This window comes from Mesorhizobium sp. AR10 (genome assembly GCF_024746795.1).
Lineage (GTDB): Bacteria > Pseudomonadota > Alphaproteobacteria > Rhizobiales > Rhizobiaceae > Mesorhizobium.
This window is the reverse complement of record NZ_CP080524.1, coordinates 1-15906: the sequence shown is the minus strand read 5'-3', so window position 1 is coordinate 15906 and position 15906 is coordinate 1. Positions and strand designations below refer to the sequence as shown.

Genomic DNA, 15906 nt, shown 5'->3' with positions numbered 1-15906 from the left:
ATCGATGAAGAAGTTGAGACGGAAGGGAGCGCGTAGAATTCGACTGACCTACCTGAGCAGGACGCGCGAACCGCGTGACGAAACGCCTCCCTGCTCGGGAAAGGTGGTCATCACCGTAGCCAGTGCGGTTCGTTTAGTGTCACCTCACGGTTTAGGCTCAAGGCTAGACTGTCACAAATGGGGCGACGCCAATCACGATGTTACATCGTCTAGGGTGAATGGTGTTACGTCACGCGGGGGTATACCCTAATATGACATGTTCTCGTCTTTCGTGGTCGACTTGCGCATATGGGCGGTGCTGGCCGAACAGCGTCCGTTCGTTGAAGCGGCGTTCAGTCACCTATGGCCTGCCAAACCTTCTCAATCTAATGAATAGTGTAGGGATCTCCGCAGTGCTTCGAGCAGGGGTTCAGACGCGCTCTTATCAATGCTCGCCGAACCCTGTCTGGTAAGGATGAGGGTGTTAATCGGTGAGCCCTCAATCTGAACTCTTATTTTGTCGTTCGTATATGAAGCGCCATTCGTCAATTTATCAGCAGCGAGACGAACGTCATTGGCACCCTTTAAAATCGCGGTTGCCATAACACCTTCAGTGAGCTTGATATCTCGCATCTGGCAGCTAACTATTTTTATTTCCCTGTTTGTTTCCTTCGAGAAACGCTCGCACCATCTAATAACATCTACCTTAATTTCGCTGACAGACACTTCGAAATTGCAAGCTTCCCCAAGGCGCGACAAAAATAAACTCATGCTCCTAGGCGGATTTATGATTTCGAGGTCCGAATATGATGGATTAACCGCGAAGCCAATGTCCCGAAACTCGGTTCTTTCATAAACAATTTTCTCTCCTAAGGGACTCTCCACAATCTGACTGATATCTTGGCGCTCGATAAACCGCCCCTCCAAAGAGTTGGGCCGCACCCGATCCAGAATGAAGCCGTTTTGTGTTGAAGCCGTGAAAGGTATTGCTCTCAGCCTCTCCCCCAATGTTCTCATATCGAAAGGCCAGCGGACACGGAGCCATCTACGCCGGGTCATGCCGCTGTCACTCTTTCAGCGGGTTCTTGAACGGGAGCTCCTGAAGCAATAATCTCGTCGAGTGCGTTTGCCGATGTGCGCTCCACCAGACTCCAAAGCGCAGGCTGCCTATTTGGGTCAAGGGGTTTGAAGTCGGAAGTGGTAGTTCCGTCAGTCAGTCGCCGAGCGATCCTGACCCCAAATTTGAAACCTTTGCCTTGGCGAGGCTCGTCAAATGAAACGTCGAACTGCATGAGATCATTAGGCCTCTCCGTTTGAAGCGCCCTCCAAGTTACCGCTGTGATGAAAAACCCATTCTTTTTGAGCGACTGATATTCCTCAGACTGCAAGAGGTTCATACCACTTAGAGCGACGCTGTTTATTTTGCCGACGATTTCGCTCTCGACCGCGCGCTCCTTCTCTTCGATATCCATCTCAAGGTCTTCGCCGACGTCATCATCGCCCGATGCGCACTTTATGCTAACGACCGTCTGCAACTGGTATCCTGGAATATTTCGAAGCATACTCATAAAAAAAGTAGTCCGTTGATCCGCCGTCAATCCATCCAGTGACAAATCCCTAGGTGTAAGAGACTGAAGCTTAAGTTGACTAATTTTTTTAATCAATCGATCAACGACACCTCTCGCTTTTTCCGTTGCAGGCATCCTTATCGTAGTTCGGTCGCTCTCCAAGATAAACTCGATGTTGGCGTCTCTCCGTTGTCTCTGTATTAATCTCGTCTTAGAATAGTCTATTTCATCGTATGCGACATTCAGCTGGACTTCTCTCAATCTCCGTTGCTGAGTAGTCAACTCATCCTCGCCTTCAAACTCATCCTTATAACTTCGCACGACTTCACTAATCTCGTCATGGGTGAGAGACACAGGCACGTCCACGTAAGCCCTCTTCTCGTTTCTATTCTGATATTCCCGTCTCTCGATCAGTTTGGTCAACGAGGCAAAATCATGAGGCAGGATGGAAATATCACTGGCAAGCCGCTCTCGGTCAGTTTTGGGAGAATAGATAATTCCACGGGTTAGCGCGATTCCACGTAGCACACCTTCGCTCATCCTCCCTTTAGATGACATGAGCAAAGTCGAATATATCTTTGTCTGTAGCTGCCAAAAAAGGCAATTTATCCGTCATATGACATTCCAATCTGGATCTCGGAAAATGTCGATATTACATTGTTTATTAGCTCGAATCTTATGTTATTTAAGACGTCCAATAGACTATTCTTCCCTTCATCAGTCGCGCCCATAGCTTCTATATAATGAAGCCGTGCCTTTTGAAAATTTTGTAGCGACGTGCCCGCTTTGTCTATGGAGCGAATGAATATTTGACGCTCAAGGTCAAACAATCCATGCTGGCGCATATAATCCAATAGGTAGAGGAATTCATCAACCGTTTCACCGGGTGATCTGTAAAACACTACCAACCCCGCTTTTCTCTCGCTGTTTCCGTCATATTGCAAAATAATCCACGGGCCGGTAAGCATTTCCAACGACGCGGCGCATCGCTGTTTTCCGCGGAGCTGTGCACGGCGCACCGTCTGCGGGTAAAAGAAAGAGCAAGCTCCTCGATCTGGTAGTCGCGCTGCCCCTGATCTCCCTCTCATACGTAGTATTTCTTGGCTGACATTATTGAGCCAATGAATCTCGGCGGGACCAAGAACGACCAATTTTCCATTCTTGGGAGTGTGTAGGTCGTCAAAGTCCAATTTCTCAAGGTTATCACCAAATGTCCGATCGTACCCTCCGTCATGATTGTAGATGAATAGGAGACCTGAGACTGAGAAGTCCTTGTGCTTGTGCACATATCGTTCTTGCCACTCGGCGCTTATCTCTGCGCAGGCGACCTGAGCGGAAAGGCTAACAATGGCCTTCTCGATTTGTGACCGCCCGATCGAAGCCGCAGCGTAGCTTTTGAGATCGCATTGAACATAGGTTGTAACGTCGTCGTAAGGCTCATCGTAATAAAAGACGACATCGGTTGGATGCGTAGCTACCTTGTGGCTCTCGTAATTGTCGCATTTGAAGTCAACGTTGACTGGTCCAATTTTTGTCCAGAGAAACTCGGAAAAAATCTGGTCGGAAATTATCTCTGCAATTTGCGCTATACCCGCAGTCTCACCCATGCCTATCCTGCTCCCACATGCGAATCTCCGTTGTGTAGCACTCTCCGAGCCAATATTACAGGTTTCCTGCTTTGTTGGGTGTGGTCGTTAAAGAGCACCCGTCAATCGAAGGAGAGGGCCTCTTTGACTACTTGGTCGAAGTGCTGAGCCGGGTCGTAATCGCTGGTATGCCGAATGTCGGAACACTATTGGCCCTCTACTATCGACCGACCCCTGCAGGTTGAAAAGATTGTTATCATTTGCCGCTGTTTATGGCGACGGGATATTCATTTCATCTGCTTGGTACTGCTCCACAATCTTGCCAACGTCATTTAGTTTTGTCTCTGGCGGTACCATGTCGAGGACCCGCATCATTGTTTCAATCGGGTCGGTATGACTAATTTTCATAGTTGTTTGCGAGCTTGAGAACTCCCACCATTGCCCGCGTCCGTTCCTCAGTTCTGCAAACAGCTCCTCAACCGTTCCGGCGGGCTTATAGATGGTTGTGGCATCAGATCCTCCGGGACCAAACAGGCACCAGACAAAGCTTCTACCATCATCGGTTTTCGCTATCGGTGTGAACACCATATTTGTTGGACGTTCGCCGTACTTGATGCGCCGGACGCCGAAGACCTCCTTCTCCTCACCATTCTCAAGGAGTTTCGAGCCTTCGACAAATTCTTCCCTGACAGAGGCTGCCATTCCGTACCCGGCGAGGCTGCTTCGCCCTCGGAGATGGTAGTATCGATTTACGCAGGCGTTCAGGATCATCGATGGTGTGATGCCCTTAAGGTCGCGAATCTGCAGGGCATAGTCGATGTAGTCGATTCCTAGAAATCTGACCGCATCAACGTTGTCCGCCATATAGAGGTCATCTCGTGTCGGTTTGAGAAGCTTCGGCAATTCGGCGGTAGACACATACAAATGGTCGGCAATGGCTATAAACCGCGAAATTGCCAAGACAGCAGCGGTATACGCCTCTGAGACGTTGTCAGCAGTGTATGAAGACCCGCTCAGGGCGAGATACGGAGCGTGGAAACCAAGCAAGGCGTCACGTGCGATCGAACGATCCGGAAGCTGGTCCGGAATAGGTCCATCCTCGGGGGCTGGTGTCGGATCCGTTGCCCGCTGAGTGCCGCCAAGGAACGCCAGCGCACAGGCGGAAAAACAATGGTCTCCAGATCTGACAACTGTCGCCAGCCCTAACCTGCGGAAGAGCAGCGCTAAGTCGAGCCCAGACTGATAAGATCCACCCGAGCTGTTGAGTTCGACGACAATTCTTGGCCAAACCTCGCCATCATTTGAGATCCCAACGTTCGCCAATGCGACCTTGACGCTAGCGGAGTCAGTATCATTGATCTCGCCTTCAAGTCGAAAACCTACCGCCTCACTTCCTTTGTGCTCGACCTTCCCGACAAACCTCACCTCGGCAGCTTGCACCATCCCGGCCAGACCGAGAAAGATGCCGAGCGAAAGCGACACGCGAAGCCTCCAACGCATGTTATTTCGCAATTCCGGGGCAGAGGTGCTGGAAAATGCCGAGTTCGACCCAGTATCCCGAAGCGGTTGTGCCGTCGAGAATCTCGCCCGTTTTGACGCGCTTTATAGCGTAATCGGCGATCATTTCGTCTGACTTCTTGGCGGGGCCGAGGAACGCGAACTTTTCGTTCCATAGATCCAACCAAGTCCGTTTGACGCAATTACCGGTCACATAATCGTCGATTTTGACCAAAGCCATTGTCTGCTTGACGCAAGCCATCGAGTAGTCCGAGTTATATTGGACACAGAAGGCCTTGGCATCCTTTGGCGTGTGCCGTACGTGAATTTTGGCGTTTGCCGTGCCGATGCCTTCCGTCGATACGGTGGTAAGCTGCATACCGGCGCGACTTCCGTAGTAGATGGGATCGTGGTCATCGGCCCATCCTGCTGAAGCGGAGATAGCGATGGCCAAGACTGCGTTTGCGTACCTGAAAAACTTCATAGTCGTCCCCAATGATGCTCAAAGTACTCTAATCACTCGCAGCGGCCCCAATCGGCCAGACGGCCGGTTCAGTCTGTAGAGTAATTGAAAGTGCCGCAGAGGTTTGGGCTATTGATGTCGTGCGGAGTGGATTTCGATCCAAAGACCGCCATCCCAAGCAGCAGAGAACCTCCAAACGACGATTTTTCAAGAAACACGACGTATCTGGCCGGGTCAGTTTTCGGATCGCCGCAAAGCGTGTTGCCATTTCTAAGAGCACCCGGATCCCGCGACAATTTGAAAACTTCCGCGGTCGCTTTTTTATCGCCCGTTTCGTCCCATTGACGCCAAGATGCGCCCACCGAGGTTAGACCAACTTTTTTGCCGTTTCCGAATGTGATCGCCAGCTTGCTGCCCGGGATGGCGAAATCTGGATTTCCCGAGAGCCGTATCGTGCCGGTGATTGACTCTGCAGTGCGGCTATATGGCTCGAATTTACGCTTATCTTGCCAGACGTGATGCTCGGTTGCTGACTGGGCCAACACCGGACCGCAAACGACGCAGGCCGCGATTGTAGAGGCAAACGGATATCTCAGCTGCAAGTTTATCACCTCAAATCCGAGCTACATCCATTTTCGCGCCCACGTTGCCAGTTCGGCTTGAGCCTTGTCCGGCCATTCATCTAGAGGCGGCCGGACTTCTATCTTCTTTTGATCCGGTTTCCACGCCGCGTAGATGCGATGTTCTTTTGCGGACACGAAAACCAATGCCTCCTGAAGGCCGCACATATGTGGGGTGCAAGCCGTGCCGACATAGTCGTCGCCGACGAATTTCCCGGAGCCCGTCCCATCAAGCGTTTCCCGGTAGGCACCGAGGTCGGGGCCAAGGAGGTCGCTGATGGCACTGCTAATTTCCCCGTAGCTGAAAAGGTCAGACGGGTGTTTGACAGTGCGCTCTCGCAAGGTCGCGAAGCCCTTAGTCAAATCGGGCTGCATTTCAACGGACGCCTGCTCAGCAAGGCCAGCGGAGGGCGTCCAGACCCATATCTTGCCGACCCTTCCGGCACTTGGAGCTGTGGAAAAAGTAATCGCAGTGTCTTCAACCTTGCGGGTTACCAACGCGCAGTCGGCTCCTTCGATCGGCCCGTCAATGTGAGGCTGGCCGCTAGGGGGGAACGAAACAATGAAGGGTGATCCTTCGCAAGCGTTGCCGCCGGACAGGCTGTTGCCGACCAATGTTGGAATTCCGTTCACAGTTGTGATTTCGTCGATTGTGAGTCTACCGTCTGTAATGGTCGGCTTTCCATCAAGATGCATCGTCTCCTCGGTCTCGCCGTAAATTTCGACTGAATGACCGAACAGAATGGCATTAAAGTCATCTGCGATTGACGCTGTCGTGAAGCTGAGGATGACAATTAGCGCGAGAAAGTTTCTCAAGTAGCTTCGCATCGGACGGCCTTAGCTTTTGAATCGGGTTTCGTGAAAGTCCCGATGCACATCGGTGTTATATTATTGAAATGCCGCGATGTGAGAGCTTTTCGCGAGGCTGCTGGATGAAAAGAAGCCGCCACACTTATTGCGTAGGGAGCAGCCGCTGCACTCATCGGCGTATTCATTTTTCCAATCGCTGATCGAGCGTTTTGCGTACTGATGGATGGAGCCATCAAGAAGACAGAGCTGGTGATTGTAGACTGAAACATTGATCCTAGCCGCAGCCAGATATTGCACAGCCGCCCGCAACTCACTTCGATAGTCGTACGGATCCATCCAGAGCTTATCCATATTTGCCCTTGTGAAGCCAGTGATCTCCAGCCCCATGAACGTCACGTGGTCTACGAAAGTGAGGTTTCTAAAAATGAAATCTGACAGGTCGGCGAGACCTTCATAGGTCTGCTTGTGAACGACAACTCGTATCTCAACCTCAGCCCCGACGGACTTCAGGTTCATGATCCCGCGGATGGTCTCATCGAAAGCGCCTTTGGATTGAACGACATAGTCGTGCACTTCCGGGTCCGCGGAATAGATCGGTATGCCTACCGACAGGCGGCGGTGTCCAATAGCTTGATATCGCTCGGCGAACGCCTTGTCCTTAAACGTCCGGCCGTTGGAGAGAACGTGAACGGGTGTCGAAGGGAGATGGTCACGAGCCGAAGCCAAAATGTCAAAAAAGTCCTCGCCAACAAGCGTTGGCTCACCGCCGGTGATCCCGAGAAACGGTGTCGTGGCAGGCAGTAGGGGCAGCACATCCAGGATTTCCCGCGCCAACCAGCGATCGTCAACGTCCTTGGGTGGCTGCGAGCACATCAAGCACAGATGATTGCATCGTTCGGTCACAAGGAAATAGTTCGCGCTGGCTCCGCTTCGAAACAGGACGCGCACCGCCTTGCGGTCGGGCACAAAGCGGATGACGTCGCCTTCGCTGAGGTAGCAAAAATAGTCGGGCAAAACGATCAGTCGTTGGCTCGAAAACAGTCGCGCAGCTTCCGCCTGATGCTCTTCAAAGGTAACAACCCACCGGCATTCAGGATGGGCATTCTCGCCCGTGAAAAGATACGCATCATGCTCCGGGTTAGGCGCTTGTTCAGCTTGGCCCGTCACGAGCCTAAGTGCCACTCGCCGTGAGAAATCACCGACGCTTGCTGACGCAGCGAAGCCACTCAGTCGCAACATCCTAATTCGCCCAACTTAGAAAGAGTTCTCGGGCGGTAACGTCCCTCTCCATAAGGTCGATCAGCCTCTTGAAGATCGACATGTTACGATTGCAGAATCCCGACCGCGTTTTGAGGCCAACAAAGTCGCCCTGCGTTGCGGTATGGAACACTGGATCGGAGCCACAGAACGGTTCGTAAGCGCAGTCGGCGCACATCGGTACGGAGCCTGCAAAAGACTGCTCGATAGGATCGAGGAGAGCGTCGGACCCGAAAATCTCAGCGTAGGTGTTTTCGTGGACATCCCCGAGCAGAAATGTCTTGTCGCCCATTTCGGCCAGCATTCGCGCTTCGTCGGACGCATAGACGCTGGCGTCATAGTTGTAGACAACGGCGGAGATACCGATGCCTGCCGGGCTCATCAGGTCCACATATCCCGGCTCGAACGGCGTCAGCATCTTTGTAAGGATGGTGGCCGCGTAAAACTCCTTGAACGGAATGCCGTTCCGATTCAGTTCCAGGATGTAATTAAGCCCGTCGAAATAGAAGTCGAGCCAGCGGTCCACGTCATAGGCGGCGTACGATTTCGTCTTGACCGCGAAGCCGTAAGGGGAAAGCGGCCGAAGGAATATTCCGGGGAAATCTAGCCGCACATATTCGTCAATGATCTCGCGGACAAGTGGAAGGCTGGCCTTCGTGGTCGTCATAAGTGCGCTGACGCGCTCATGGCCAAGAGCTTGTCTGGCTCTCTGGATGCCTGCCACGGCCAACTCGTAGCTGTTCTTTCCCGGGCGCGGTCGATTGGCGTTGTGGAGAGTAGCCGGACCATCAAGCGATGTGGAGATCAGGATGCTGTGTTGGCGACAAAATTCTAGGATTTCATCCGTAACGACAGCGAGGTTCGTCGTGATAACGAACTGCAATGATCGCGCGGCGACCTTGTTGGTCGCTTCAGCCCGATGCACGACGTGTTGGATCAACGGGAAATTCAGAAGCGGCTCGCCGCCTTGGAACTCGATCTTGATAGCCGGACTTGGAGACTGGAAAATGAGCGCCAAGGCCTTCTCGGCAGTCTCCTCTGACATATCGAAGGCTGAGCGATCTTCGCTTTGACGGGATACCTGACAGTAGGGGCAGGAGTGCTCGCAACGCAGAGACACGACCATAATGTGAAGCGAGGTGAAATTCTCGAGCCTCTTTGCCTTGGTGCGGACCTTCAACGCCAGCAATTCTCGGCCGATATTGGAGGATGCATCAAAGAGGAACTGCCTGCTACGCAGGCGGGAGTAAGCGGGGTGTGTGCTGGGAAGCTCGTGCTTGACAAACGAAGCCAGCACAGCGCGCGGCAACACCAAATATTCGCCCGCTTGGTTGGTCAGCACATACCGCTCGTTGTCCAACTGGGAAAAACGGAAGTACGCAAGCTGGTATGTGTCGTCCAACGGTCGTTGGAACTCAGTTGCCGGAGCAAACTTAGTCATCGGACTGCAGGCCCGATCTGGAAAACGCCAGCGCCAGTATCGCGTTTCTAACCGTGGCGGTTTCGACGGCGATGCTGCTACGCAGGTCCTGATCCAAGACCTCTAGCCGCAGCCTCTCTATCGCTGCGTCAGCCGAAGCTCGCACGGCCGCCTGACTGAAGTTGATCGTGCATACTGCGAAGCCCCCTTCGATCGTGATCTCAACCGCAGCGTTCCCGGTTACTCGATACGCTGCGCGCTTCACACAGTCGAGGCTGAAGACTGACAGATCAAACTTGACTTGGGCTGTCTGGACGAGCTCGCTATCGCGAGGGGTGTCCGACATCAACAATAGCTGTAGCCAGAGCAGTGTGACCCGTGACTAGCATGGCTCGAATGGCTGGTGTGATACGCCATGATAACGTCCGTACCATTTGAGCGGTCGAGTACCTCACCGTAGCCGAGGTCTGCCGGAACAGTGCCAGCTTCAGCGAGCTTGGCTGAAGGCTGATTTGCCGATTCAACAAGGACTGCAGCCTGAACTTGGCCGCCGAGAATCATCGTGGCCGACAAGGCCATTGGTGACAGAAAATTGCGCTTCGACATTATCCAGACCCCCCGGTTGTACGAACTCATTAGCAAAACGGGCCAAGCCGGGCAAGTGCCGATTGTGGAGAAGTGCTTAAGAGATCAATAAATGTTCCAACCAAATACTGTATTGTCGCGTTTACAGCTTCCGTCTTCTGAGCACAATTTGTCGTTATTTTCGCCTTAAATGCGGGAATTCACCTCCGATGACCTGCGTAACATAAGCTATCGTGCCATGTTTTTTGATGGTTGCGGCGTCGCAGCTATCGCAGCAAGCGGTGTGGTGGGTTCTCGGCGCAGGTGTTCCAAAAACCCATTCTAGGATCCGCTCTGCAAGGCTCAGTTTGTGCCGTTTCTCGCTATCGCCGAAATAGTTGCGGATCGACTTACGAAAACAAGAAGTCGAGCGGAGCATTCCGGCCACTTGATCGATGTTCCGGGTCCGCTGTTCCAGCATGACCGCCCTTTGGTTTTCATCCCCCGGTGCGTTCGAAACAGTCATCTCGGCCATGAATTTGAGGCGTCCCGTATCACCTCGACTCGTACCGTCGTGAAACATGACCGAGATCGACGGCTTCCCATCTCTTCCAGCGCGGCCAAACTCCTGCAACAGGTCTTCAACAGATGCTGATTGTTGCCAGTGCACCACCAACCGCACGTTAGGAACGTCGAGGCCCATGCCAAAGGCGTTGGTGCAGACAATCTGATCGACCACTGGGCGGCTCTGTCCCAAGAAGCGCTTCACGAGTTCCTGCCGCTCCCATGCAGTACCCAGCTTGGAATGATAGAATGGGATGTCCAATCCCATCGCCGACAGAGCAGTTCGCAGCTCGTCACCCACTTTTACCGTAGGGACGAAGACCATCGCCTTCTGCCCCTTCAACTGGGGCAGCGCCAACATGGATGCTATTTCCAGCGCCCGCTGTTCAGATCGACAATGCCGTCGCAACATCGCGATGTTTGGCCTATCCACATCGCGGACGAACACCTTTGCATCCGGAATGCCAAGCGACGCGAGGATCCGATCCTGCATCTCCTTTCCGGCGGTCGCCGTGAATGCCAAGACTGGTGGGGCACCTAGCTTTTCTCGAACTTCACGCAACCGGCCATACTCCGGTCGAAAGTCCTCTCCCCAGCGGTCAACGCAATGGGCCTCGTCTATGATAAGAAAGGACGGCTCGCTCCGCTTGAGTTGGCTGCGCTCCGCATCGCTGCGAACGAAGAAGCGCTCCGGCGCCACGTAGAGGAGCTTGATGGCCTTCAGGCCAAGCAGAGAAAAGCGGGTCTCCTTCTCGTCGCGGCTGAGATCACTGTTGATGAACGTTGCCGGTATTTTCTTGGCCAGAAGGTCGGACACTTGTTCGGACATCAGCGCCTTCAAGGGAGAAACAACAAGGGCGACCCCACGCCTCAGCACCGCGGGAAGCTGAAAGCATAGGGTTTTGCCGGAACCTGTAGGACTGACGACTAACACGGATTTTCCGGAAAGCGCCGCCAATATGATTGGCAACTGACCGTAACGAAATCGCTGCAGCCCAAACAGGCGTAGAGCAGGTCCAAAGTTACCTGTGGCTTCGGTCAGCAATCCTTCTCGGTCCAGCCATCTCGCGAGCCTCACGGCCCATCTCTCAATCGCCCGTCTTGCCAGACCACCAGCCAAGTTTGGGTGATGGCGCGCGTGACAGCCGTCGCAGAGCGTGACTAAGTTCGACATTTCGTCGGTACCGCCCATCGAGCGAGGGAGCAAATGGTGGACGTCTGCATCCGCCGACTTGAGCCTGATGCCGCAAGAGACACAGCAATAGCCGTCACGGTGCAAAACCTGCTGCCGGATCATGGACCAGCTACTGGATGGCACGTTCAGATCAAAATTCCCCGATTGCATTTAGCAGGTGGCAAGGTAGTCCCCGCGAAAGCATCGCGAGTTACGCGGAATAGTGAGAGGTCTCAGTTAAAACCGAGTGTAGGAAGCTCTTGACAGGCCTAGTCTCCGGAGGCATTGCCTTGCCGATAAGGGGATTTGGGCAGCATGATGAAACTGATTTCAGTGTTGTTCGCCGCCATTTTCCTCGCCGTCTCACCGGCAGCGGCCGAGCCCAAATTCGGTGACTATCCCACAAAAATGTATCTCAAAGGGAAGTCAGCCCTGCCAAAATTTGTGGGCTCCATTGCCCAATTCAAGACGAGGATTCGGAACGGTATGAAGTCGGGTCCGAATTACGGCGGACACTTCTCTTTGATCGAGATCGGCTGTGGCACCTCGTGCATTTTCGCATTCCTGATCGATGGTCGTGATGGGAGGGTGGCCGATTTCCCGCTCGGCGGCGAGGACAACTACCAGCTTCAGCTCCGATACGGCATTGACAGCACTCTCCTGCAGGCTGACTGGATGGACACGAGCAACGGCAAATATGACACGTGCGTCCGGCGCTTCTACGATGTGGGATCCGGGAATCTGACCAAGATCTCCGAGACCACGTATAGGATCAAACCATCCTCGTTTTGCAGCCAGTGAGCGCGGTGGGGGCGTGGTAGACAAAATGGTCTACTGCATTGCGCGATGAGCCTCGGACCGCCAATCTTTCTCGGTTTTAATGGGTCTCAGGGCGAGCTGCCGTGGAGAGCTCGTTCAACAGCGTCCTGAGTTGCGAAACCGACAGCCAAGGTTTGCGACGGTGGATCATCCGATGGCAGTTTGCGCAGACAAGCGCGAGGTCCGTTAAAGCCGTTTTGTCGCCCTCTCTGAGTGAATGGAGCGGTCGAACGTGATGCACCTCGATGAAGCCGTCGCCATGCGGGCCATACCGGTCCCCGAAAGACAGGTCGCAGGCTTCGCAACGAAGCTCGTGCGTCTCTTCCAGAGCTTTCTGCTTACGGGCTTCCACCAGCTTTCTGTTACGTTCTCTTCGTTGGTGTAGGACCGTTAGCAGGCGGCCTTCTTCCGCTTCTTCTATGTAGTCGAGGTTAGGCTGGGCAGTGTGCAGCGTTTCCGCGACGATGGCGGCCCGGATCGCGGTCGCGACGGCGCGCAATAGGTCGGGAGCTTGGGAGAATTCCATCCAGACAAGCTCTTCCTCTCGTCCACCATGGCTCAAGCCAGCTTTACCTACGGCAGCGAACGTAGGATCAAAACGCCGAAAGTTCATCACCTTCATGTAGACGCCGTTTGGGTTGCGGAATTGCCCATCACCTGAAACGCCGAGGATCACGGCCAGTTTGTTCAGGTCTTCCGACAGCTTGGCGATCTTGCTGCTGGTCTTGCCCGGTGGAGAGGCTGGGTTCTCCAAATAGAGATCGAGCGCTAGGATTAGCTCATCACGGTTCCAAGTCGGATTGCGGGGCTTTGGTTGTGTGGAGCGCACGACAAAGCCGAGATTGTCCAGCACGTGCGCAACTGTGTTCTCCCCACCTGAGAAATCGATTGAGCGCAGCGGCATAGATTGGCCGGGAAGGTAACCATGTGCTGCCCCCGCGATGGCCTTCGAGTGATATTCACGATTTCCAATGACCAGAAAGTACTTTCGAGCCTTGGCGAAGCCATACTTTTCCAAAAAGCGCTCGGGACCGATCTCGTCATACTCGGCGATGGCCAACTCGACGGCTGACCGCGTCAGATCAGATAGGCTCATGTGCGCCCCCCAAAAGATTGCCGAGCAAATCCGTATGTCAGGGACACTCGCCCGGCTCGGCGGAGGGTGACCGGGTTTGCCCTCAATTTCAAGATATCATGGCTGGACGGGCGAAGTTGGCGAGCAACAGTTGGTCCGCTATTCTCCTCTGGGGGGAGGCTGCACATCGCGTCCATCAACTGCCAAGCTGGACGTCATGGGCGTCAACTTGTCCGAGGCTGGGCATCAAGGACCTCAAGCGAATAGCGGGGCAATTTCGCAATTTCCGTCGCCATAGTTTTGAGTGTGACCTCACCGTAAGTGTCGGCAACCGTTCTAGCTGCCTGACCCTCGATTGCATCTAGTATGCGGGGAGGGATTCCGGCTTCCATGCCAATGGTTTTGAATCGGTGTCTCCAGCCGTGGTTGGGAGCCACTTTCGGATCTGGCACGAAGGTCCGCCCGAACTCAGCAAGCCGGTTTTTCAAGCCGCGTAGAGCCCCCCGAACGTTTTCTGACGGATCGACATTTAAGAAGAGGTGACCACTGGCAGCCTCCTGCACAAAGGCGGGAAAACCAAGGTCGACTACCTGCTGATGGAGTGGAACCTCTCGGGCTTCGTTGGTTTTGACCGTTCCAGCGTCGGGCGTGATGCGAATGACCCAGACGTCGCCGCGCAAGGATACGTCCTGTTTTCGCAACTGGGCCAATTCGCCTACGCGAGCTCCTGTGAACGCGCACAGCCATGGTATCCAACGCTTCGCCGCAAATGTCTTCGGATTTTCTTGCCCTCGCTGATGAGATAGCGCGCCAGATAGGATAGTTTTGGCCTCCTCATCTGAAAAGCCCTTCGATCTATGGCGAGCAGGTTTTCCGACCTTTAAGGTAACACCGGTAGCCGGATTATCAGCGACGATTCCGTTCGCGACGCCCCAATCGAATACGACTCTCAACGCCGACAGATTGCTGTCCTTAAATGTCTTTGCCGAAATCACCCTGCCGGTCTTCGGCGAAGGTGTGCTCAGTCGATGGTCCTTGAACGCGATCACGTCCTTGGTCGTGACCTTCGATGCATCGTTGTGTTTGAGAAATCGCACAAGGTAGGCAAAAGCGTCTCTGTAGCTTTCATAGGTGCTCGGCTTTCTGCCTGCTGCTTTGCTCTCCTTCCACCAACCGTTCACGAGCCCAGTCAAAGTCGCTGCGTCGGTGCTCCCTTTTGCAGCCGCCGTCTTCGGCGACCGACCGTCATTTCGCTGGGTATTTGCCGGACGATGAAGCCACGCGGACTCCTCTTCTGGTTCAAACTCCCCGCGTTCAAGCCTTTGCAGCGTCAAGCTGGCTCGCTGCAGAGCGGCCCCGACTGCACGTGCAGTCTTGTGTACGCTCCACGGATCGTCACTGTAGCCATTGTCGGCGAGGATGGCCTCAGCCCTGCTAATGCATCCGGCCCGCATCGACTTCCAAAAGACGTTTTCGATTGGCATCGTCCCCGGGATAGGATCAGCGACGCCCTCCACTCCTGAAACGGCATCGGTTGAAGGCAAAGGGTACCTTTTCCACATGCCGCCATACAGTTCCGTGTGCCAGTGAAGCTGTTCGCTGGGATTCTCCTGGAATTTTGCGATCCATTCGTCGTGCACGGCCGTGGCAAGACGGTGCGCCTCACGGTCTGTAATGAGGCGCGGTGTGAGCGCATCTTCACCAGCAGCGGCAAGACTACCCAAGCTGCTTCCATTGAACGAGCGATTTCCGAGCCGAAGCAACGCCCATTCGTGCTCAAACGCCGCAAGAACCTCTGCGTATTTCCGCTTTGCCTCTTCGGGGTCCTTCGTTCCGAGCGTCTTGTTGACTTCCTTGCGGCCGGTCAACGCGGCAATGTCAGCCGGTACGCGCTTGCGGAACCAGTACACGCCAGTCTTACGGTGTTTCGTTGGACGGCTCATAGCTAGGACCATGTGTAACACCTGTGTGTAGCACTCGGGTAGACCTAAGCATTTAATTTTGTTGGCTTTTCAGCTTTATCAACACCTTAGGAAGGTGATGGTGCCCAGAGGCGGATTCGAACCACCGACACGCGGATTTTCAGTCCGCTGCTCTACCAACTGAGCTATCTGGGCCTGTTCCGGCAAACGAAATCTCGCACACCGGATTTCACGAAAGCGCCGCAGGCGCCCCTTGAAAGCGCGTGGGTTATAGCACGGGAATCCGGCCTGTCCAGCGCTTAGACGTTGATTTCAGGCAGGAAAGATCAGTGACTCGATGGGCCAACTTCGTCTGCCGAAGCCATGGCAGCAAAGTCGTCTCGAACAGCCTCATTTGGGCACGTCAGGGTCCGTTTCTTCCTCGTCATCGCGGGCGGTGATGACGTAGGCGCCCTTGAGCCAGCGGTTGAGGTCGACGTCCTTGCAGCGCGTCGAGCAGAATGGGTAGGTTTCGCGCGCCGATTGCTTGCCGCATTCGGGACAGGGGCGCCTGGGGCGCAGCGGCGTGACCTTGGCGTCGGAACTCAT

General features: G+C 54.1%; 15 protein-coding genes and 1 tRNA gene. 1 reads left to right on the top strand and 15 read right to left on the bottom strand.

Features of this window, described 5'->3' with window-relative positions; all coding sequences use genetic code 11:
• Nucleotides 1–360 precede the first annotated feature (360 nt).
• The 11 genes from LHFGNBLO_RS03610 to LHFGNBLO_RS03560 all read right to left on the bottom strand — a co-directional run bounded on the left by LHFGNBLO_RS03610 (nucleotide 361) and on the right by LHFGNBLO_RS03560 (nucleotide 11625).
• Nucleotides 361–1038, bottom strand: a complete 678-nt coding sequence (locus LHFGNBLO_RS03610) for a hypothetical protein (RefSeq protein ID WP_258604452.1) — start codon at nucleotides 1036–1038, stop codon at nucleotides 361–363.
• Complete coding sequence (locus LHFGNBLO_RS03605; protein WP_258604451.1) at nucleotides 1035–2087, bottom strand: hypothetical protein; 1053 nt, start codon at nucleotides 2085–2087, stop codon at nucleotides 1035–1037. Before LHFGNBLO_RS03605 ends, LHFGNBLO_RS03610 begins: the two co-directional genes overlap by 4 nt.
• Before the next feature lie 65 nt (nucleotides 2088–2152).
• Nucleotides 2153–3154, bottom strand: a complete 1002-nt coding sequence (locus LHFGNBLO_RS03600; RefSeq protein ID WP_258604449.1) for a hypothetical protein — start codon at nucleotides 3152–3154, stop codon at nucleotides 2153–2155.
• Between the two features lie 249 nt (nucleotides 3155–3403).
• The gene (locus tag LHFGNBLO_RS03595) at nucleotides 3404–4615 is read right to left on the bottom strand and encodes a hypothetical protein (RefSeq protein ID WP_258604448.1); all 1212 of its coding nucleotides are present in this window, start codon (nucleotides 4613–4615) and stop codon (nucleotides 3404–3406) included.
• A gap of 19 nt (nucleotides 4616–4634) precedes the next feature.
• Nucleotides 4635–5084, bottom strand: a complete 450-nt coding sequence (locus LHFGNBLO_RS03590) for a hypothetical protein (protein WP_258604447.1) — start codon at nucleotides 5082–5084, stop codon at nucleotides 4635–4637.
• 98 nt (nucleotides 5085–5182) lie between these two features.
• A complete protein-coding gene (locus tag LHFGNBLO_RS03585) occupies nucleotides 5183–5695 on the bottom strand; it encodes a hypothetical protein (RefSeq protein WP_258604445.1) in 513 nt (170 codons plus the stop codon).
• A 21-nt stretch (nucleotides 5696–5716) separates the two neighbouring features.
• Nucleotides 5717–6529 (bottom strand): hypothetical protein, encoded by an 813-nt coding sequence (locus LHFGNBLO_RS03580; RefSeq protein WP_258604443.1) that lies wholly within the window; start codon nucleotides 6527–6529, stop codon nucleotides 5717–5719.
• Nucleotides 6530–6601: 72 nt separating this feature from the next.
• Nucleotides 6602–7762, bottom strand: coding sequence for a His-Xaa-Ser system radical SAM maturase HxsC (hxsC, locus tag LHFGNBLO_RS03575; RefSeq protein WP_258604441.1), 1161 nt, complete (start codon nucleotides 7760–7762; stop codon nucleotides 6602–6604).
• A gap of 1 nt (nucleotide 7763) precedes the next feature.
• Entirely contained in the window at nucleotides 7764–9182 is a 1419-nt protein-coding gene (gene hxsB / locus LHFGNBLO_RS03570) for a His-Xaa-Ser system radical SAM maturase HxsB (protein ID WP_258604439.1), read from the bottom strand.
• Nucleotides 9183–9545: 363 nt separating this feature from the next.
• Nucleotides 9546–9806, bottom strand: coding sequence for a hypothetical protein (locus tag LHFGNBLO_RS03565; protein ID WP_127218519.1), 261 nt, complete (start codon nucleotides 9804–9806; stop codon nucleotides 9546–9548).
• A 154-nt stretch (nucleotides 9807–9960) separates the two neighbouring features.
• A complete protein-coding gene (locus LHFGNBLO_RS03560) occupies nucleotides 9961–11625 on the bottom strand; it encodes a RecQ family ATP-dependent DNA helicase (protein WP_258604435.1) in 1665 nt (554 codons plus the stop codon).
• Between the two features lie 192 nt (nucleotides 11626–11817).
• On the opposite strand from LHFGNBLO_RS03560, the gene LHFGNBLO_RS03555 reads away from it, so the two are divergent.
• The gene (locus LHFGNBLO_RS03555) at nucleotides 11818–12303 is read left to right on the top strand and encodes a hypothetical protein (RefSeq protein WP_258604433.1); all 486 of its coding nucleotides are present in this window, start codon (nucleotides 11818–11820) and stop codon (nucleotides 12301–12303) included.
• 76 nt (nucleotides 12304–12379) lie between these two features.
• On the opposite strand, the gene LHFGNBLO_RS03550 is transcribed toward LHFGNBLO_RS03555, so the two are convergent.
• The 4 genes from LHFGNBLO_RS03550 to yacG all read right to left on the bottom strand — a co-directional run bounded on the left by LHFGNBLO_RS03550 (nucleotide 12380) and on the right by yacG (nucleotide 15906).
• On the bottom strand, nucleotides 12380–13417 hold the full coding sequence (locus tag LHFGNBLO_RS03550) for an HNH endonuclease (RefSeq protein ID WP_258604428.1): 1038 nt from the start codon (nucleotides 13415–13417) through the stop codon (nucleotides 12380–12382).
• A gap of 203 nt (nucleotides 13418–13620) precedes the next feature.
• Nucleotides 13621–15339: a DUF6538 domain-containing protein gene (locus tag LHFGNBLO_RS03545; RefSeq protein WP_319944202.1), complete on the bottom strand. Its 1719-nt coding sequence runs from the start codon at nucleotides 15337–15339 to the stop codon at nucleotides 13621–13623.
• 98 nt (nucleotides 15340–15437) lie between these two features.
• A tRNA-Phe gene (locus LHFGNBLO_RS03540) sits at nucleotides 15438–15513 on the bottom strand.
• A 195-nt stretch (nucleotides 15514–15708) separates the two neighbouring features.
• Nucleotides 15709–15906, bottom strand: coding sequence for a DNA gyrase inhibitor YacG (gene yacG, locus LHFGNBLO_RS03535; RefSeq protein WP_258604420.1), 198 nt, complete (start codon nucleotides 15904–15906; stop codon nucleotides 15709–15711).